Below are 19080 nucleotides of genomic sequence, written 5' to 3'. Positions count from 1 at the left end.
ACGCCTCATGCAAAACCGTGCCGACACCACCACGCTCAAAGACCGCCTGCTGGACTGGTATGACCGCGAAGGCCGAAGTCTGCCCTGGCGCATCCGCCCGGAGGACCGGGTCGCGGGAGTGGTTGCCGACCCGTATGCGATCTGGCTGTCGGAGATCATGCTGCAGCAGACGACCGTGCCGCACGCCACGCCCTATTGGCATCGTTTCCTTGAGCTGTGGCCGGGGGTTGAGAACCTGGCAGCTGCGCCACGTGAGGATGTCATGCGCGAGTGGGCCGGACTGGGGTATTACGCGCGGGCCCGCAATCTGCACGCCTGTGCGCAGATGGTGGCGGGCGAGCTGAACGGGGTTTTTCCGGACACGCTGAAGGGCCTGCTGGCTTTGCCAGGTGTCGGGGAATACACAGCCAACGCCATTCTGGCGGCCGCCTTCAACAAGCCGGCGAGCGTGGTGGATGGCAATGTCGAGCGGGTGATCACGCGTTTCTATCGTGTGCAAACTGCTCTGCCCAAGGCCAAGCCGGAGATCAAGAGGCTGGCAGCCGGGATCGCGTGCGAGGCGCGGTCCGGCGATTACGCCCAGGCGATCATGGATCTGGGAGCAACCGTGTGCACGCCCCGGGCGCCGGACTGTGAGCGCTGTCCCTGGTCGACGGATTGCCAGGCGCGGGCTGAGGGCGATGCGCTTCGGTATCCGCTCAAGGAAAAGAAAAAGCCCAAGCCTGTGAGGCGGGGTTTTGCCTGGCTGGTGCGCCGTGACAGGCAGGTCTGGCTGCGTACGCGAGCCGACAAGGGTCTGCTGGGCGGGATGCGAGAAATCCCGTCTACAGACTGGAAAACGGAACTGCCGGACTGGTTGCCGCCCTTTGCCGATGGGTGGACTGAGCGGGGCGAGGTGAAACACGTTTTCACGCATTTCGAGCTGAGACTGGATGTCCGTGAAGCGGCGGCGCCTGCCGACTGGACACCCTGCAGCGGTGACTGGGTGAGTGAAGAGACGCTGGACATGGAGGCCCTGCCCAGCGTTATGCGCAAGGTGCTGGCGGTGCGCAGCCGAAGCGGCGGTTAGGCCGTATCCAGCGCCTCGAGCATGGCATTGAAGAAGTCCGATGCGTTGAGCGGTTTGGCGGCAAAGGCATTCATGCCGGCCTTGCGACAGGCCCGTGCGTCTTCCTCGGTGGCATTGGCTGTGAGGGCAATGATCGGCAGTTTCGCCTTGTCGTCTTCGAAGGCGCGGATCTGGCGTGTTGCTTCCAGGCCGTCCATGATCGGCATGCGCATATCCATCAAAATCAGGTCGACGTCTTCCTTTCGCGCCGCTTCAACACCCTGTTTGCCGTCAAACGCCTCGACGACTTTCGCGCCAAGAGGTTTGAGGAAGGCCTTGGCGACCTCGCGATTGATCAGATTGTCTTCCACCAGCAGGATCGAGCGGTCGTGCAGGCTTGCATAGTGCGGGTCCCTTGCCAGTTCCACCGGTGTTTTCGCCACCGTATCGGGGCCGGCGCTCGCCTCCTCGGCTGTCAGCAGGAATTCGAAGGTGAAGGTCGAGCCACGGCCTGCAGCGGAGCGCACGCGGATGTCGCCGTCCAGCAGCCTGGCGAGATTGCGCGATATGACCAGGCCCAGCCCGGTGCCGCCAAAACGTGTGGAAATGGATGCGTCGGCTTGCTGGAAGGGCGCGAACAGCTTGTCCATCACCTCGTCGCTCATGCCGATGCCGCTGTCCTCGACCCGCACCGAGATGAGATGTCCTGCCTCGACCGGTCGGGCGCTGGCGCGGGTGGTGATGCTGCCGGTATCGGTGAACTTGATCGCGTTGGAGAGCAGGTTGGACAGGCACTGGCGCACGCGATGTGCATCGACAACACCGGACTCGGGTAGCGTGTCATCCAGCTCCAGCGTGAAACTCAACCCCTTGCCCTCGGCCTGCGCGGCAAACAGAGCGTGAATGTCCCTCAGCAATTGTGGCAGTCGTGCCTGGGTTGGGGACATCTCCAGCTTGCCCGCCTCGATCTTGGACAGGTCAAGAATATCGCTGAGCATCAGGGTCAGTGTCTCGCCTGACGCCTGGATCATCCGCGCCTGTTCCTTATGTTCCGGCTCCTTGAGCTCAGTTTCCAGCGCCTGCGCGAGCCCGTGGATACCATTCAGCGGCGTGCGCAATTCATGGCTCATATTGGCGATGAATTCGCCTTTGGCCTGGTTGGCCTTTTCCAGCTGGCGTGTGCGTGCCTCGACCCGGTCTTCAAGCTCGTTGAGCAGTTCGCGATTGCGTAGATCCTGGTCGGCGAGGGTACGTGCCAATGTGCCGATTTCGTCGGACCGGACAGCGAGTTTGTGTGTGTTCACCTCAGTCGCGGGGGCCTGGTCGAGTGCGGGGGAGAAACGCCGGGTCAGCTGCAACAGAGGATCAACAATGTGCTGGCGGAAATACCAGAGCAGGAAGAGCGCCTGAAGGGCTACGCCGACGACGGCGAGCATGACGATTCGTGCGGTTTCGCGAATGGCATCGGCGCGCAGGGCCTGGCGGTCGAGCAATGTCACGAAGAACCAGTTCGGTCCCTCCATGCGCGAAAAGCCCAGTAGCCAGCGGCCATCCGGTGTCACCAGGGCGCCATTATCCTCTGCCGTGGCCAGAATGGCCTGGTGCAGCATTTCGATACCGAGGCTTGTTCCAAGCGCATCGACCACATCCTGGGTAATCTCTCCATCAAGCAGGCTGCGATGGGCGATCAACTGGCCGGCCTGGTTGATAAACAGGTTCTGACCATCGGGAAGCGTGTCCGTCATCGCCTCAAAAAAATGCGCGCGCAGTTGAACGGTGGTGCCGAAGGCCGCGACGTGTTCGCCATCGCGGCGCAAGGGTGTGAAACAGCCTGTCGTCAGGGCTTCCCGGTTCTGGATGAAGGCGAGCTGGGAGAGCTCGTCGCAGACAAAATGACCATCCGGATTGTTCTCAGCCGTCACCAAGTCGGTGAAGCTGAACGCGGTGAGGTCAAAGTCCGGCGTGGCATCGCGGCGATAAAACATCATCCGGTCCTCGCGCTCTGCCGCTGAAATGACCAGCTCGTTCTGGGGCGTGAACAGGTAGAGATTGTCGATATGCCCGGACAGCATCTCGCCACCTTGATCAACAACATTATAGGCCGCGAGCAACAGGCGCTTTCTCGTCGTATCGAGAGGTTCGTGGGAGCTCATGAAGGCCGCGACGCCGCGATGATAATTGCCATGGTCATCGGTATAGCCGTCAAACAGCGCGTCGATGGAGCGCCGTGTCCCGTCGGGCTGAAGCGGGAAAAGCCGGTCGAATTCCTCGTCGATCCGCTCGGCCGGCAAGCCGTCCAGCCGGCGTTCGACAGCGCGTAGTGCGGATGCGTGGGCCTGGCTGATCTCATCGAACATGTGATTGGCCCGGTGCGCCCGTTCCGCAATGTACATGTCCAGGGACTGGGTCTGTTGCCGCTCGATGTCACGCCAGAAACTGACGGCGACCAGAATGGTGGCCAATACCGAGAGAGTCAGGGTCGACAGCAGGATCGCCGCCACAATTCTCAGTGTCAGTGAACGTTTCAAAACCAGCCCCTTAGCCGCACGTCACCTAGATTCAGGTGATTTGCGGTCTGCACCAAGTGCAGATGCCCGAAGCGACCAAGGTTTCAGGGGGCGCCGAGGCGGACGATAGCTAGTTCTCCAGCGTGGCGCGGACTTCGGACCGAAGCACATCGATCGGAGCCAGCCCCTGCTTCGTGCGGACGTGCCAGTAGGTCCAGCCATTGCAGCTCGGTGCGGCCTGAAGCTGGGCGCCGACCTGGTGAATGGAACCGGCGCGATCACCGGCGATCAGAGTGCCATCGGCACGCACGCGGGCGGTGTTGCGGCCTTTCGGGCAGTAGAGCGTGTCACCCGGCTTGACCAGGCCGCGCTCGACCAGCGCTCCGAAGGGAATGCGAGGTTGGGCGCGTTTGGACTGTGTAACATTCAGGGCTTCGCGGGCAGCAGGTTCGATCGCCAGCAGGCGTTCACGGGCCACAGCGATATAATCCTCGTCCCGCTCGACACCGATGAAATGACGGCCGAGACGCTTGGCAGCAGCACCGGTTGTGCCGGTGCCGAAAAACGGATCAAGCACCACATCGCCCGGATTAGTCGTCGACAGCAGGACACGGTGCAGCAGGGCTTCCGGTTTTTGTGTCGGGTGCGCCTTCTTGCCGTCAGCATCCTTCAGGCGTTCGCCCCCGGAACAGATCGGCAGCGTCCAGTCAGACCGCATCTGCACGCCATCATTGAGCGCTTTCATGGCGGCATAGTTGAAGGTCGGGCGAGCGTCCTTGGTCTTGGCGGCCCAGAGCAGGGTCTCGTGCGCATTGGTAAAACGCGTGCCCTTGAAATTCGGCATCGGATTGGACTTGCGCCAGATGATGTCGTTGAGCACCCAGAAGCCGGCATCCTGCAGGATGGAGCCGACGCGGTAGATGTTGTGATAGCTGCCGATGACCCAGAAACCGCCATTGGGTTTGAGCACGCGGCGGGCCTGTTCCAGCCATTGCCATGTGAACAGGTCATACTCGTCAAATCCACCGATCTGATCCCAGTCATTATCGACGGCATCGACCTTGGAATTGTCCGGGCGGTGCAGGTCGCCCCCGAGCTGGAGATTGTAGGGCGGGTCAGCAAAGACGAGATCAACGCTTTCGTCGGGAAGCGTTTTCATCACTTCCACGCATTCGCCTTCGAGGATCTGATCGATCGGCAGCTGATCCATAACGCAAAACTCCACCCGCTTGTATCACGGTCCGTTTTCCGCTTTTAGGGCTAACGGGGCGTTAACCCTGAATCAAGTTATCCACAATGATTCGCATCCCGGGGCTGGCGCGATTCGAGGGCTTTGCGGACCGGCGCGTAGCTCATCCGGTGGATCGGGCAGGGCCCGAGGCGCTCAAGCGCTTCGCGGTGAACAGGGCTGGGGTAACCCTTGTGCTTGGCTAGGCCATAGCCTGGAAAGCGCGCATCCGCGAGCACCATGAGATCATCGCGCACGGTCTTGGCGATGATCGAGGCAGCACCGATTGCGGCCACCTTGGCATCGCCCTTCACGATTGCACTGGCAGGCCAGGGCAGGTTTTCGGGCACACGGTTTCCGTCGATCTGGATCTCTCCCACCACGACACTCAGGCCAAGCACAGCGCGGCGCATGGCTGCCATGGTCGCATGCAGGATGTTAAGCCTGTCGATCTCGGCAGGTTCGGCGATGCCGATGCCGACATGAGCGTTTTTCATGATATCGAAAAACAGGGCCCGGCGTTTCTTTTCCGAGAGTGCCTTTGAATCCCCCAGTCCCTCGATGGGGCGAGCGGGATCGAGCGCCACGGCAGCAGCAACCACCGGCCCTGCGAGGGGGCCGCGACCGGCTTCATCTACGCCGGCGAGTGGCAAAGTCGAACCAAAATCCATCGCGTTAAGCTTAAATCCAAGATTTCGTGTCAGCATGCAAATCAAAGGTGGATGGACCGAGACAAAAGACGTGAAAGAAGTAATGGTCAATTCGGCCGCAGTACACGATGTGTGGCTGCTGGGGGTTGCTGCTCTGTTGAGCCTGGTGTGCGCGGTCGCTGCGATCGCCGCCGTTCGGCGTATTCTCATCCTCGAGGATGAGCGTCGCCTGGTCTGGCTCACGGTCGCGGGGTTCCTGACAGGCATTGGTAGCTGGGGCGCCGGTTTTGTCGCGACGATGGGCTTTAATGCTGGCGTCACGATTGCTTTTGACCCCTTCCTTGTTTTGTCGTCCTTCCTGGTCGTCGTAGGCATGGCCTGCGCGGGCTGGACGGTGATGGCCTTCCTCAAGCACAAGCTGGGTTCGCTTGTCGGTGGTGCGACGGTCGGAGCGGGGGCAGCGGCGATGATCTATTTTGGTCTCAACGCCATAAGCGCGCCCGTCCCTGTCGGCTGGAGCGAGCCTGTGGCGTGCCTTGGCATGGCTGCCGTTGTCGGGGTGACCATGCTGAGTGCCCTGCTGGCGTCGCGGGTGACCGGTGCTGTCGGGCTGGCCCTCGCGGCTAGCGTTCTGGCGAGTGTGCCGCTGATCGCCTATTTCACCCTGACCCAGGCGCTTGAAGTCAGCCAGGTCGAGCTGATGCAGGTCGCCAAGCTGGAGACGGCACCCAAACTGATGGGCCTGACCATTGCGCTGGGGATTCTACCGATCGCCGGTCTGGGGCTGAGTTTTGCCCTGTTCGATCTGCATATCGGGAAGCGGCGCGAAGCCGAGGGGCAGCGTATCAACGCCCTGGCAAATTCGACTTTTGAAGGTCTGGTCCTGGTCCAGGATGGTCGCATTGTTGAAGTCAATGAGCGTATTTGCGAGATCACCGGCCTGGAAAAGGAAGACCTGATCAACATGCCCTTGTGCAAGGTTGGCTTGGATGAGGCTTCCGTGGCGGTCTTGCAGGGGTTGGAATGTGGTGACAAGTCGACCTGTCGCCTGCGTTCCCGCAGCGAACAGATCATCACTGCCCAGGTCAGCTGCCGCGGCATCGAGTTCCGCAATGAAGACAGCCTGATCATTGCCTTCCGCGATATCTCAAGCGAAGAGCGTTCGCGCCAGCGCATCATGCACATGGCGCATCACGATGCGCTGACCGGCCTGCCCAATCGCCTGCGCTTCCGGGAAGCCCTCGAGAACGAGCTGACCATGGCCTGGGGCAATCATACCGAAGTCGCGTTGATGTTCTTCGATCTCGACCGCTTCAAGGAAGTCAATGACGTGCATGGCCACGCCGCGGGCGATGAATTGCTTAAGACCGTTGCCGAGCGCATGCAGGACGCTCTGCCCAAGGGTGCCATCGCGGCCCGCCTGAGCGGCGATGAGTTCGCGGTCATCCTGCCGGATTGTGAGTCCCGCATGGCGGCCAATGCGGTGGCCGAGCGTGTCGTTGCCTCGGTCGGCTCTCCGGTCACGATTGGCTCGGTACATCTCAATGTCAGTGCCTCGGGCGGTGTGACCTTGTTCCCGCTGGACGGGGAGGATCTAGACCGGCTGATGAATCAGGCGGACCTCGCGCTCTACAAGGCCAAACATCTCGGCCGAAACTGTGTCTGTGACTTCGACCCGAAAATGGGACGCGAGCTGCAGGAAAAACGCATGCTGGAATCTGACCTGGCCATGGCCATCGAGGACGAGTTGCTGGATCTGCACTTCCAGCCACAATCTCACCTCGGCACCGGAGAGATCCGCGGCTTCGAGGCGCTGGTGCGCTGGGAGGACGAGGTGCGTGGCTTTGTCTCGCCGGCCGAATTCATCCAGCTGGCCGAGGAAAGCGGACAAATTCTCAAGCTCGGCCAATGGGTTCTGGAAACGGCCTGCCGTGAGGCTGTGTACTGGCCCGAGGGGCAGCGGGTTGCGGTCAATGTTTCGCCCGCCCAGTTCAAACAGGGCAATTTCATTCTCTCGGTCGAGCGTGCGCTGGCCAAGTCAGGCCTGGAACCGCACCGTCTCGAGATCGAGATCACCGAAGGTGTCGTCATCGATGACGAGGCGCGTGCGCTGACGCTGATGCGTCGTCTCAAGGAGCTGGGCGTTGGCTTGTCGATGGATGATTTCGGTACGGGTTATGCCTCGCTGAACTATCTGCGTGCCTTCCCCTTCGACAAGATCAAGATCGACCGGTCATTCATTTCCGGCCTTCAGAACGAGCCGGAAGCCCAGATCATCGTCGCCTCGACCATCGAGCTGGCACACCAGCTGGGCATGGGCGTCGTGGTCGAGGGGATCGAGGATCTTGACGAGATGTCGGCTCTGGGCGACCAGCCGGAAGTCCTGATCCAGGGTTATCTGTTGTCGCGTCCGCTCACACGCGGTCAATTGCCGGAATTCCTCAAAAACCCGCCGGACCTGGCTGCGCGTGCCGCCGATCACCTGTGTGAACAGCTCCAGCAAAACTGGAGTGGTGGCGCGGCCTAGCCGCGAACACGTTCCTGTTCGTCAGGCTTGCGTGTGGGGCCACCGCGCATCACCCGGTACCAGAAGAAAAGCGCGCCGAGCGGGAAGCCGGCGGTGATCCGAGCGGCTTCCAGCGGGGCGAAATCCTCAAAGCCCGCTCCGAGCAGGGTGAGCGAAATGAGGTTGAAATGAGCGCCATTCTCAGTTGACGTCATCGCCGGCGCGACCATTGTCCAGACTTCCTGTGTCCAGTTGAACTCGAACACCGGATAGCTGGAGAGGATGAACAGGGTCCACAGAATGCGCCTTTTGATCCGCTTGAAGCGGAAGCTGGCGATGAGGGTGATCAGGACAAATCCGAGGCTGGATATTGGCACCAGCAGTGCCAGGTTTCTGGCGGAGGAATTAGCCTCCCGGTCCAGGCTGATGGACGGGTGGTTCGGAGCCTCAAACGCGTTCATCCAGGTCAGGCGCCAGGCGTTTTCGCCAACCTTTTGCAAGACCAGCTCCAACCGTCGGTCTCCGTCATCCGAAGGCACTACATAAACAAGTTCGAGCCGGTCGAGCGTGCCGGAGCTCAGTCGTGTCTCGACGGTGCGGTTGGCTCCGACCAGTCGGGCGTCGCCATAGCTGGCAGGCGGGAAGAATGTGGGGAGTGATGCTTCTAGATTGGACAATTGCTCGTCGGAGGCACCGGCCGGAATGACTTCGCGCAGCGTTGCCATGTCTCGGTTGACCAGGCCTTGGACGGATTGTTCGACAATGGGCCGTGCGTCTTCAGGAATGAATGACTCTACCAAGCTCTCAGACTGGCACGCTGCCAGCAGGCCCCCGGCGAGCGCAACCAAGCACAACACATACAGACGCTTAAACATTAAATCCCCTGTCTGATGTGGTCGTATCAGTCGCTACCGGAGGACTCAATCAAAAATTGAGCGTAGACCTAGAACAGCCCGGGCTGTTCCGGGCTCCCCAGCGGGCGTTCGAAACGGGAGAAATCCAGGTCCTTCTGGCGCACATCCAGCTGATAGCGGCGCATGGCCGCGCGAAAGCGTTTGGAGATCATTTCGGCAAAGGGGCCCTGGCCGCGGCCGCGTCGCATCCAGGTCGGGTCGTAGTCGCGGCCGCCGCGCATCTGCCGCATCAGTGAGATAACCCGGCTTGCGGCATCGGGGCGTTTCTCGGCCAGCCATTCGCGGAACAGGTCGCGGATTTCCATGGGCAGACGCAACAGGACATAACCTGCACTGCTGGCGCCGGCGCCGGCTGCCTGTTCCAGCAGGGGCTCGATCTCGCGATCGGTGAGGGCAGGAATGATCGGGGCCATCATCACCGTAACGGGCAGGCCCGCACTGGCCAGGCCCTCGATCGCCTTCAGTCGGCGGTGCGGGGCGGCGGCACGCGGTTCCATGTCGCGCGCCAGCTTGCGGTCCAGCGTGGTCAGCGAGACGGCCCCCTTGGCCAGGCCCTGTTCCGCCATCGGCCCGAGAATATCGAGATCGCGCAGGACGAGGGCGGATTTGGTGATGAAGCTGACCGGGTGTTTGTAGCGGGCAAAGACCTTGAGGATGTCACGGGTGATTTCCAGACGACGCTCGACCGGTTGCCAGGCATCGGTGTTGGCGCCGATGACGATTGGCTTGGGACGATAGCCGGGCCGGTTGAAAAACTGCTCGAGCAGTTTGGCACCATCCGGCTTGGTGAAGATCACGCTCTCGAAGTCCAGCCCCGGTGAATATCCCCAATAGGCGTGGCTGGGCCTGGCGTAACAATAGATACAGCCATGTTCGCAGCCCCGGTAGGGATTGATTGACTGGTCAAAGGAAATGTCCGGCGACTGGTTGGTCGCGATTATGGAACGCGAGGCATCCTTCAGCACCGTTGTGCGAAGCGCGCTGACCTCTTCACCATCAACGCCCCAGCCGTCGTCGAAAGCCTCCCGCTGGAAGGCTTCATACCGGCCGGAAATGTTAGACCGAGCGCCCCGACCCCTGATGCTGGTTCCCGGGGCGACGGGGGCGTCATCCGGGGTCGTGGTGTGGGCGTTAAGGGCGTAGCCGCTGGGGCGCTCGGTCATGAGCTGGACTATGACTCAGAATTAGAACAAAGCAAGAACAAAATTTCAGTCGTCGTCACTTTTTCCGGCTTGGCCATTCCGCGGTGCTTGCGCTCGCTTCATGAAGAGGATTTAAGATGCAAAATCGGATAGGGCATTTATTACGTAACAGGTGACATATTGGGCAAGGAAGAGGAAAGAGACTTCATCGAGGAGCTCGGGCACGCAGTGCTTCCGCGCCATGTGCGGCGCCTGCTCGACACAGTTCTGAAGTGGGAGGGGGAGCGTGCTGCGCAATTGCAGATCTCCGTTCCTCTGAAGACACATTCGATGCTGGTTCTGCTCTCCAGGCGAGGGCCGATGAAGCTGGGTGAAGTGGTCGCGCAATTGCGCCTGTCGCGCCCCTTGATCGTCAAGTTCGCCGACACGCTGGTCGGGATGGAAATGGTCACCGAGCAACGGCCAAGCTCCGACCGGCGTGTTCGACTGCTTGGCCTGACTGAGGCCGGGCAGGTCGAGGTCTCACGCATCGAGGCGTTCCTGGAAGAAGCGCAGGCCCGATACCGGGTGCTTGGCCAGACACTCGGCAACGACCTGCTCGATCTTGTCACACAGGCGCGGAAACGCGTGGAAACATGGGATTAGGCCGGAGACTTCCGGCCAAGGCAGGAAGGGTCCTTCGGGATGATTAGCAAGTTCTTCGCAAGTGCCGCCATGGCGGCGGTGATGGTGTCCACTACAGCGTGTGCCCAGCCGGTGCCGGGCTGGCAGGCGGAGGTTTTCGACCAGCTCCCGCAAATGCTGGAAGAAGGCTATATCTACGAGGATGTCGGCCTGTCCCTGGCGCAGAGAGTGCGCGAAATGTCCGATGATTTCGCGCATCTCCAAACCCGCCGGGAGTTCATCTCCGCGGTCAATCAGGAACTCTATGCGCTGTCCAATGATGCCCATCTGACCCTGCGCTATCGCCCGACTGCGGAGGTCGAGAATGCGGAGCCGCGCCGCCGTCCGTCCGGCTGTGCCAGCGGTGACATCACCTGGCGGATGGAAGCCGGAAATATCGGATATATCTCGGTGCCGCGCATTTATGGCGATGACGCCTATCGTGCCGGTTTTGACGCGGCGATGGTCGAGCTGGGTGATGCAGACGGCATCATCCTGGATGTACGCAATAATTGCGGCGGTGAACCCCGCACGCTCGTCCATTTTGCGTCCTGGTTCTTTGCGGAGCCGACCCATCTGACCTCGACCGAGGGGCGCGACATGCCGACGCGCGAGCGCTGGACCAGCGATAACGTGGCCGGCGAGCCCTTTGTCGATCGCCCGCTGGTGATCCTGACCAATCAGCGCAGCTTCTCGGCGGCTGAGTCCTTTACCTTCGGCATGAAGATTACCGGCCGTGCCACGGTGATCGGCGAGCCCACCGGCGGTGGCGGCCACTGGGGCGAGGAAATGCGCCTGAGCGATGACCTGGCCGTGTTCATGCCGCAAGGTCGGACGTTTGATCCGCGCACGGGCCGTGGCTGGGAAGCGGAAGGTGTTCAGCCGGACATTGTTTCATCGTCCGATGATGCGCTGGCCGCAGCGCTGACGCATCTTCGCGCTCAATAGCGCGGAAACGGTCTCATCGGAGCCTGGCATCCAGCGCGAGCAGGTCATGCCAGGCTTTTTTCTTGGATGCCGGCTGACGCAGCAGGAAAGATGGGTGAAAGAGTGGCAGGCAGGGGATGCTTGTGCCGCTGTCCGATCCATCGGGATTCTTGAGCGAGTAGTCACGCCATTGTCCACGCAGGCGAGAGATGCTGGCATCTTCCCGTAGCAGGGACTGCGCCGCAACACCGCCGGCTACGACAAGGATCTCCGGTGCCTTCAACGCGATGTGACGTTCGATTAGCGGCAGGCAGGTCGCGATCTCGTCCTTGGTGGAGTTCCGGTTCCCCGGCGGTCGCCAGTTGACGATATTGGAGATGTAAAGCGCGTCCTCGCCCAGGCCGATGGAGGCGAACATCTTGTCGAGGAGGTGTCCGGCGGGCCCCATGAAGGGCTTGGCCTGTTCGTCCTCATCCCGGCCCGGCGCTTCCCCGATGATCATGATCTTTGCGTCGCGATTGCCGCGCGCAAACACCGTGTTTCGGGCCGTACGCTTTAGCGGGCAGCCCTCGAATTCGCGGATCGCGCTTTCCAAAGCGTCAAGCGTGTCGGCCTTGGCTGCGACTTCCTGGGCAGAAGGGCCCTGGACCTCGGGTTCGCCAAACCCGGCTGCGATGGCCGCCGCCGGTGTTGCTGTGCGCTGGGGCGGTGGTGGTTGGCGCGTCGGGGCGCTCCGCGGAGCAGGTGCCGGCGAAGCCTGTTTTTTCAGACGCGTAACCGGGGCATCCAGCTCGATACCAGCCTCGTCCCACCAGTCGATCAGCGCCTGGAGAGCTTTTTCGTCGTGAGGGGTGAGAGTAGCAGGTTCAAGCATTGGTTACGTGGACGTCAACGTAAATGTTTTGATCTTAGGCGCAGCTCGCGCTAGATGAAGGGCTGATCCTAAGCTAAGACCGAGCGCCCGCAAGCCGGGTTTATGATGATTCTTGATGAGGGGGTTGCCGACCCATGACCGACGCTGCCGTTGAACGCGAGTCCATGGAGTATGACGTTGTTATCGTTGGAGGCGGCCCCGCTGGTCTGTCTGCTGCGATCCGTCTGAAACAACTGGCGGCCGAAGCTGGCCAGGAAATTTCCATCGCGCTTCTGGAAAAGGGTGCGGAGGTTGGCGCGCACATTCTCTCCGGCGCCGTGGTCGATCCGAAAGCCCTCAACGAGCTGTTGCCGAACTGGAAGGAGGATGGCTGCCCGCTCGAGGACGAGGTCACCACCGATATCTTCGAAGTGCTTGGCGCTGCCGGTTCGATCAGCCTGCCAACCCTCTTCTTCCCTCCGCTGATGAATAACCACGGCTGTTACATCGCCTCGCTGGGCAATGTCTGTCGCTGGCTGGGCGAGCAGGCCGAGGCCATGGGCGTCGAGATCTACCCGGGCTTTCCGGCTGCGGATGTCGTCGAGGAAGACGGTGTCATCAAGGGTGTGGTCACCGGCGATTTCGGTGTCGCGCGTGATGGTGGCCAGAAGGATGGCTATCAGCCGGGCATGGAGCTGCGTGGCAAGTACACGCTGATCGCCGAGGGCGCACGTGGCTCGCTCGCCAAGCAACTCATCGATCGCTATGACCTGTCTGCTGGCAAGGAGCCGCAGAAATTCGGCATCGGTCTGAAAGAGCTGTGGCGTGTGAAGCCCGAGCACCACAAGCCGGGCCTGGTCAAACACACGATGGGCTGGCCGCTAGACGGACAGACCGGTGGTGGTTCCTTCATGTACCATTTCGGTGATGGTCTCGTGTCCATCGGTTTTGTGGTTCACCTGAACTACAAGAACCCGTTCATCTCGCCGTTCGAGGAATTCCAGCGCCTGAAGACACACCCGGCAATTGCCGAGACGTTTGAAGGCGCCGAGCGCCTGTCCTATGGCGCCCGGGCGATCACCGAAGGTGGTCTGCAGTCAGTGCCTTCGTTGGCCTTCCCGGGGGGCGCGCTGATGGGCTGTTCCGCCGGTTTTGTGAACGTGCCGCGCATCAAGGGCAGCCACAATGCAATGAAAACCGGCATGCTGGCGGCCGAGAGCGTGTTCGCAGCGCTTGGCGAGGGGCGCGAGGGCGATACGCTGGCGGAATACCAGGCTGCCTACGAAAAGTCCTGGGTCGTCGACGATCTCAAGAAAGTCCGTAATGCCAAGCCGCTCTGGTCCAAGTTCGGTACCGTCATCGGTATCGCCCTGGGCGGTCTGGACATGTGGATGACGACGCTGTTCGGCGGTTGGTCACCCTTCGGCACCCTCAAGCACGGCAAGTCCGACGCCGAGAGCCTGGAGCCGGCCTCCAAGTTCAAGCCGATTGATTATCCCAAGCCGGATGGTGTCCTGACTTTTGATCGTCTGTCGTCTGTTTTCATCTCGAACACGAACCACGAGGAAGACCAGCCGATCCACCTGCAGCTGGCTGACGAGGCCCTTCAGAAGGGCTCCGAGTTGGAGAAATTCGCGGGTCCGTCCACGCGCTACTGCCCGGCGGGCGTTTACGAGTGGATCGAGGATGAAAATACCGGCGAGCAGCGCTTCCAAATCAATGCGCAGAACTGCGTGCACTGCAAGACCTGCGACATCAAGGATCCCAACCAGAACATCAACTGGACCACGCCGGAAGGCGGTGGTGGGCCGATGTACTCCAATATGTAAACCAAGCGGACCTTCCCGCTTGCACTTCCGGGCCCGGGAGGCGAACCTGTGCGCATGAAAAACGCGTTTCTTCGCCTCCTGCCGGTTCTCGCCGGATCCCTGATCCTCAATTCCTGCGCGACTATCCTGCCGCCGGAAGACGAGCCGTCTGCCTATGGCGCCTTTCTGGCAGCGCGTTACGCGGGCGTGAACCGCGATGCGGAGGGCGCTGCATCCTATTATGCAGAAGCGCTGAACCGGGCGCCGGGTGATGCCACTCTGGCGGATCGTGCCTATATCACCGCGCTTCTGTCCGGGCGCATGGACGAAGCCTCGCGTTATGCGGAGCAGTCTGTGGCTGCTGGCGATCCCAGCCGTCTGGCCAGTCTTTATGTCGCTGCTGACGAGATTGCTTCGCGCAATTACTCCCAGGCCCGCCGCATCATTTCCGCAGCGCCGGACTACGGACCGTTCAACGATTTTGTTGCGCAGCTGATGCATCACTGGGCGCTGGTGGGCGTTGGCGACGAGGCCGATGCGCTGGACAGCGCGCGGGCAATGGCGGCGCCGGGGTATCTGGGTCCGTTTATCTCGCTTCACCGGGCCATGCTGCTGGAGGCGGCCGGCCGGTATGACCAGGCCCGTGAGCTGTATGCAGCAACTGTTTTCGTGACGCCGTTCCGGCGCATGGCAGTCGAGGTTTATGGCGGCTTCCTGGAGCGGCAGCGTCGCTCCGATGAAGCGGTTCAGCTGTACCAGACATATCTCAACGGTGCGCCTTACGAGACAAGCATTATCGAGGCGCTGGAGCGCGCGCAATCGGGTGGTCGAGCGCCTTCACGCCCGACCATCTCCGAATTTGCGGGGCTCAGCCTTTTCGGTCCGGCAGCGTCGCTGGCGGCCCAGGCGGATATGGATCTGACTGTGCTCTACTTGCGCATGATCCAGCGGCTTGATCCGGACTACGCGCCCAATCGCATCCTGCTGGGCGAGACCCTGCAGCGGATCAACCTGCCGGAGGTGGCCCTGGCAGAATATGCATCGGTGCGAAGCGGTCCGTTTCGCCTTTCTGCCCAGATCGACCTGATCTGGCTGACGGCGCGGCTGGACCAGCTGGACCGGGCCGCCGCCATGTCCCAGCGTCTGCTGGAGGAGACCGGTGATAATGAGGCACGCCTGATCCTCGCGGACATCTATCGCGTAACGGATCGCTGCGGTGAGGCCATCGGTCTTTACCAGGAGGTGATTGCCAACCGCGAAGCCGCCGGTGAATTGCCGGACTGGCGCTATCACTATTTCGCGGCGTCCTGTCACTATCTGCTGGACGAGCTGGATGCGGCTGAAGCGCAGTATCTGGTCGCTCTGGATATCGATCCGAACCAGGCCCAGGTGCTCAATGATCTGGGTTATCTCTGGCTGGACAATGGCCGCCATCTCGACCGGGCCTTCGACATGGTCCAGCAGGCTGCCAATCTGGAACCCTCGCTGGGGCATATCATCGACAGTCTCGGCTGGGCGCATTACCGCCTGGGCAATTACGAAGCAGCCGTGCTGGAACTGGAGCGCGCCACGGCGCTGGATCCGGGCAATGCGACGGCGAATTATCATCTCGGCGATGCCTATTGGCGTGTCGGGCGGGAGCTGGAGGCGCGTTTCCAGTGGCGCCGCACGCTTGACCTCGAGGCCGACCCGGCTGAAATCGAGGGCGCGCGGGAGCGGTTGGAAAACGGCCTTCCCGAAGCTGAAACCATCACTGCGGAGAACAATGCCGCGGAAGACCTGGCGACGGAGAATTCCAACCCGTGAGTGGGGTAATAACCGAATTTGCGCCGGCGAAGATCAATCTGTCTCTTCGTGTCGGCCGTGCGCGTGAGGATGGCTATCATCCGCTGGACAGCCTGGTAACGTTTGCCGACTGGGGCGACACCATCACCGTGCGCGACGAGATCGCGCTGATGATGTCGATGTCCGGCGAGGCGTCCGAGGACCTGATCGAGGAAGAGAATAATCTCGTCCTCCAGGCCGCCCGTGCCCTGCAGGATCATGCCGGTATCGACAAGGGCGCGATTATCCACCTGCACAAGGAAATTCCGGTAGCTGCCGGGCTGGGTGGCGGGTCGGCGGACGCGGCTGCGACCCTGCGGGCGCTGAACCAGCTCTGGGAGCTGGATCTTGATCTCGACGAGCTGGCCCGCATTGGTCTTTCCATCGGTGCGGATGTGCCCGCCTGTGTCTATTCCCGACCGCTGCGCATGCGCGGGATCGGGGAGTGGATCGAGCTGATCGACAATTTCCCGGCCTTTAATGCCGTCCTGGTCAATCCGGGCGTCAAAGTGTCGACGGGCAAGGTCTTCGAGGCCTTTGACGAGACCGAACCGGCAGAATTGAAAGAGGCCAAGGGGCGCGGGCCCAATGTGCTGGACTGGCTGTCGCGCGAGCCCAATTCGCTGGAACGCCCGGCCATGAAAGTCCAGCCCAAGATCAAGAAAGCCCTGGGCTGGCTGGACAGGCAGGACGGAGTTGAACTGGTCCGGATGTCTGGTTCCGGCGCCAGCTGTTTCGCCATTTTCGAGGATGATGCTGACGCGGAAAAGGCTGCAGACGCCTACGAGAAATTCTCGGTGGAGGTCGGTCTGGCCGGGTTCAGGGATGGCGAGCTGATCTGGTGCTAGACCTGTTGCAGCCCTGGCTGCCCATGGGGTTTGCCTTCGTCCTCAGCGCGCTGTTCTCGCTGGTCGTGCGGGAGGCGGGCGTACTGGATCATCCCAATGCACGCTCCAGCCATTCTAATCCGACACCGCGCGGCGGAGGGGTGGGTGTGCTGACCGGTTTTGCTGCCGCGCTGGCGGTGCAGCCTGTCGACCTGCCTCACCTGTCGGCGGTTCTTGTTGCGGTCCTTGTTCTGTCCACGCTTGCTGGCGCGATTGGCTTGCTGGATGACCTTTTCACCCTGTCGGAGAAGCTCAAATTCCTGGCGCTGGTCTCGATTTCGCTGGCTGTGGCCTTTAGTGCAGGGCCGGTCACCGAACTGGGCTGGCAATTGCCCTGGATCATCGGTCTTCTGGGCTCGGCGCTGTTCGTTTTTACGACCGTCAATGCCATCAACTTCATGGACGGTTCTGACGGGTTGATGGTCGCCGCCCTGGTGCCCGCAACGCTGGCCCTGGCCGGGATGGGCGATGGTGACTTTGCTGCGATCTGCATCCTTCTCGCGTTGGCCCAGCTGGGTTTTGCGTTGCTCAACGCACCGATCTTTGACAGTCGGGGCTCCCTGTTCAGTGGCGATGCGGGTTCTCTGGGTGTGGCCGTGCTGGTGTGCGGACTGGCGCTGTGGTGGGCATCAACCGGTTCTGCAGGTTCGGTCTGGCTGGTTCCGCTGATCCTGTTGCCGCTGCTCGGGGATGTATTGCTGACCATGGCATCGCGGGCCAGGGCTGGTCGCCGCCTGTTCTCGCCACACCGCGCGCATGCCTATCAGTTGTTGATCCGGCTGGGCTGGAGCCACGGCCGTGTCGCGCTGATCTGGATGGCCCTGTCGACGATTGCCGCGTTGCTGGCCTGGCTGGTGCACGAGCAGTCAGCGCTGGTGAAATTCGTGACTTTCGCCGGCGGCGTGATCGCGTTCACGACCTTCCACCAGACCGTGCGTCGTCATGTCCGGGCCCGCGGTCTGGATACGACGCAGTAGTTCCGATCAATCCCCGAGTGCTGGCGGAACCCATTCATGGCGCGGGGTTCCATCCAAATGCGCGAGATTATAGGTCGGCATCCACAGCATCAGATCCCCGCCGGGAAGGTGAAAGCCTTCAGTGCCCCCGGCCAGCCCCGCCATTGGCGGGCCGACGACTTCGGCGCGTCCCATCGCATCCAGCCCGATCGCCATACCTTCTCCCATGGACCCCGTCCAGCCGCCCACCCGCACGGTCAGCGCGACGTCCGAATAGGGCGCGGCGGGATCGACATGACGGATCCAGGCGGGGGCGTCAGTGGGCTCGATCCGCTGGTAAGCGGTTCGCGTCTGCACGAAGCGACCGAGGATCGGCTCGGCCACCGAGGTATTGCCGCCGCCAGGCGTATCGCGCAGATCCAGGATCAGGGAGTTGATATCGCCAAGTTCAGCGAGTGCGGCGTTGAAGGCGGCGACGGTTTCATCCCGGCCGAGGCTGTTATTGATGCGGATCAGACCCACGCCCGGCGCGTGCATGCGGTAGCTGACCGGCGTTCCGGTCCGGCGCGCGGGAAAACCGCTCAGCGTGGCCTCGAAAACCTCGCCATCGCGTTCGAGCTGCAAGCGGCGCTCTTCATGACGAAAGCCGGTCACGGCTGCGTTGAGGGCCCAGTCCCGCCGGGCTGGCAGATCGGTGTCTCCGGTGCGCATCCGGCGCAGCGCCGCGTCGACAGGTGCCTGGCCATTGATCGTGAGCACGAGATCGCCTGGCCGGATGTCCAGGCCTTCGGCCCGGCTTCCGGTTCTGACGTCCGTGACAACAACCTGGCCATCGGCTTGTTCGGCAACCCGGATCTGTGATCCGGACGGTATCAGCCAGGGCGAGGTCTGGTTGTTGGTATTGAGGTTGATATGCGTGTCGTAGAGCGCGTCGATCAGCCCCTCGAGCACGGCCAGCACATAAGCCCCTTCGCTCTGCGCGGCTTCGGCGCGGGCCAGGTCGCAGGCCGCGTCCCAATGCGCCGCGCGGCTCTCGAAATAGGCATAGTGTTCCGGCACCAGCGCACAGACCTGTTCGACATCCTGCTGGAGGGCGCTCAACGGCGCATCGCCCTCGAGCGCCTGGGTGATTGCGAACGCAGAGGCGAGAGCGAGAAACATCAACAC

At 61.8% G+C, this 19080-nt stretch carries 15 protein-coding genes; 8 read left to right on the top strand and 7 right to left on the bottom strand.

Annotated features, from left to right (window positions below; genetic code table 11):
• Nucleotides 1-7 precede the first annotated feature (7 nt).
• On the top strand, nucleotides 8-1069 hold the full coding sequence (gene mutY / locus SIC17_RS05150; protein ID WP_291894690.1) for an A/G-specific adenine glycosylase: 1062 nt from the start codon (nucleotides 8-10) through the stop codon (nucleotides 1067-1069).
• Here the strand turns inward: mutY and SIC17_RS05145 are convergent.
• The 3 genes from SIC17_RS05145 to rnhB form a co-directional block, all read right to left on the bottom strand.
• Nucleotides 1066-3576 carry an ATP-binding protein gene (locus SIC17_RS05145; protein WP_412546585.1) on the bottom strand — a complete coding sequence of 837 codons (2511 nt, stop codon included), beginning with the start codon at nucleotides 3574-3576 and terminating at the stop codon, nucleotides 1066-1068. The genes mutY and SIC17_RS05145 overlap by 4 nt on opposite strands.
• A 109-nt stretch (nucleotides 3577-3685) precedes the next feature.
• Nucleotides 3686-4765 (bottom strand): site-specific DNA-methyltransferase, encoded by a 1080-nt coding sequence (locus SIC17_RS05140; RefSeq protein ID WP_412546584.1) that lies wholly within the window; start codon nucleotides 4763-4765, stop codon nucleotides 3686-3688.
• 77 nt (nucleotides 4766-4842) lie between these two features.
• Nucleotides 4843-5454 (bottom strand): ribonuclease HII, encoded by a 612-nt coding sequence (rnhB, locus tag SIC17_RS05135; protein WP_291894679.1) that lies wholly within the window; start codon nucleotides 5452-5454, stop codon nucleotides 4843-4845.
• An 82-nt stretch (nucleotides 5455-5536) separates the two neighbouring features.
• On the opposite strand from rnhB, the gene SIC17_RS05130 reads away from it, so the two are divergent.
• Entirely contained in the window at nucleotides 5537-7960 is a 2424-nt protein-coding gene (locus SIC17_RS05130; protein ID WP_412546583.1) for a putative bifunctional diguanylate cyclase/phosphodiesterase, read from the top strand.
• Here SIC17_RS05130 and SIC17_RS05125 read toward each other — a convergent pair.
• Both SIC17_RS05125 and SIC17_RS05120 read right to left on the bottom strand, forming a co-directional pair.
• A complete protein-coding gene (locus tag SIC17_RS05125) occupies nucleotides 7957-8739 on the bottom strand; it encodes a hypothetical protein (RefSeq protein WP_412546582.1) in 783 nt (260 codons plus the stop codon). The genes SIC17_RS05130 and SIC17_RS05125 overlap by 4 nt on opposite strands.
• A 143-nt stretch (nucleotides 8740-8882) precedes the next feature.
• Nucleotides 8883-10016 (bottom strand): PA0069 family radical SAM protein, encoded by a 1134-nt coding sequence (locus SIC17_RS05120; protein ID WP_412546581.1) that lies wholly within the window; start codon nucleotides 10014-10016, stop codon nucleotides 8883-8885.
• Between the two features lie 159 nt (nucleotides 10017-10175).
• Here SIC17_RS05120 and SIC17_RS05115 point away from each other — a divergent pair, with 159 nt between their 5' ends.
• Together SIC17_RS05115 and SIC17_RS05110 are read left to right on the top strand one after the other, a co-directional pair.
• Entirely contained in the window at nucleotides 10176-10640 is a 465-nt protein-coding gene (locus SIC17_RS05115; protein ID WP_412546580.1) for a MarR family winged helix-turn-helix transcriptional regulator, read from the top strand.
• A gap of 39 nt (nucleotides 10641-10679) precedes the next feature.
• On the top strand, nucleotides 10680-11606 hold the full coding sequence (locus tag SIC17_RS05110) for a S41 family peptidase (protein ID WP_412546579.1): 927 nt from the start codon (nucleotides 10680-10682) through the stop codon (nucleotides 11604-11606).
• Nucleotides 11607-11619: 13 nt separating this feature from the next.
• Here SIC17_RS05110 and SIC17_RS05105 read toward each other — a convergent pair whose 3' ends face one another.
• The gene (locus SIC17_RS05105) at nucleotides 11620-12459 is read right to left on the bottom strand and encodes a uracil-DNA glycosylase (RefSeq protein WP_412546578.1); all 840 of its coding nucleotides are present in this window, start codon (nucleotides 12457-12459) and stop codon (nucleotides 11620-11622) included.
• 134 nt (nucleotides 12460-12593) lie between these two features.
• Between SIC17_RS05105 and SIC17_RS05100 the strand changes: the two genes are divergently transcribed.
• From SIC17_RS05100 to SIC17_RS05085, 4 genes are read left to right on the top strand one after another with little or no spacing between them, the layout of a single operon-like run.
• Entirely contained in the window at nucleotides 12594-14267 is a 1674-nt protein-coding gene (locus tag SIC17_RS05100; RefSeq protein WP_412546577.1) for a 4Fe-4S dicluster domain-containing protein, read from the top strand.
• 54 nt (nucleotides 14268-14321) lie between these two features.
• Nucleotides 14322-16052: a tetratricopeptide repeat protein gene (locus tag SIC17_RS05095; RefSeq protein WP_412546576.1), complete on the top strand. Its 1731-nt coding sequence runs from the start codon at nucleotides 14322-14324 to the stop codon at nucleotides 16050-16052.
• Complete coding sequence (locus SIC17_RS05090; protein WP_412546575.1) at nucleotides 16049-16918, top strand: 4-(cytidine 5'-diphospho)-2-C-methyl-D-erythritol kinase; 870 nt, start codon at nucleotides 16049-16051, stop codon at nucleotides 16916-16918. The genes SIC17_RS05095 and SIC17_RS05090 overlap by 4 nt, the downstream gene beginning before the upstream one ends.
• 5 nt (nucleotides 16919-16923) lie before the next feature.
• Entirely contained in the window at nucleotides 16924-17934 is a 1011-nt protein-coding gene (locus SIC17_RS05085) for a glycosyltransferase family 4 protein (protein WP_412546574.1), read from the top strand.
• Between the two features lie 6 nt (nucleotides 17935-17940).
• Here SIC17_RS05085 and SIC17_RS05080 read toward each other — a convergent pair whose 3' ends face one another.
• Nucleotides 17941-19074, bottom strand: a complete 1134-nt coding sequence (locus SIC17_RS05080) for a S41 family peptidase (protein WP_291894655.1) — start codon at nucleotides 19072-19074, stop codon at nucleotides 17941-17943.
• Nucleotides 19075-19080: the final 6 nt, after the last annotated feature.

Source organism: Maricaulis sp. MIT060901, assembly GCF_047123815.1.
Classification (GTDB): domain Bacteria; phylum Pseudomonadota; class Alphaproteobacteria; order Caulobacterales; family Maricaulaceae; genus Maricaulis.
Note: the sequence above shows the minus strand (reverse complement) of the source record. Positions and strands in the feature narration are given on the sequence as shown.

Coding starts and splice junctions, on each gene's coding strand:
- mutY (WP_291894690.1), top strand. CDS start 8: ATGCAAAACCGTGCCGACACCACCACGCTCAAAGACCGCCTGCTGGAC.
- SIC17_RS05140 (WP_412546584.1), bottom strand. CDS start 4,765: ATGGATCAGCTGCCGATCGATCAGATCCTCGAAGGCGAATGCGTGGAA.
- rnhB (WP_291894679.1), bottom strand. CDS start 5,454: ATGGATTTTGGTTCGACTTTGCCACTCGCCGGCGTAGATGAAGCCGGT.
- SIC17_RS05130 (WP_412546583.1), top strand. CDS start 5,537: ATGGTCAATTCGGCCGCAGTACACGATGTGTGGCTGCTGGGGGTTGCT.
- SIC17_RS05120 (WP_412546581.1), bottom strand. CDS start 10,016: ATGACCGAGCGCCCCAGCGGCTACGCCCTTAACGCCCACACCACGACC.
- SIC17_RS05110 (WP_412546579.1), top strand. CDS start 10,680: ATGATTAGCAAGTTCTTCGCAAGTGCCGCCATGGCGGCGGTGATGGTG.
- SIC17_RS05105 (WP_412546578.1), bottom strand. CDS start 12,459: ATGCTTGAACCTGCTACTCTCACCCCTCACGACGAAAAAGCTCTCCAG.
- SIC17_RS05100 (WP_412546577.1), top strand. CDS start 12,594: ATGACCGACGCTGCCGTTGAACGCGAGTCCATGGAGTATGACGTTGTT.
- SIC17_RS05095 (WP_412546576.1), top strand. CDS start 14,322: ATGAAAAACGCGTTTCTTCGCCTCCTGCCGGTTCTCGCCGGATCCCTG.
- SIC17_RS05080 (WP_291894655.1), bottom strand. CDS start 19,074: ATGTTTCTCGCTCTCGCCTCTGCGTTCGCAATCACCCAGGCGCTCGAG.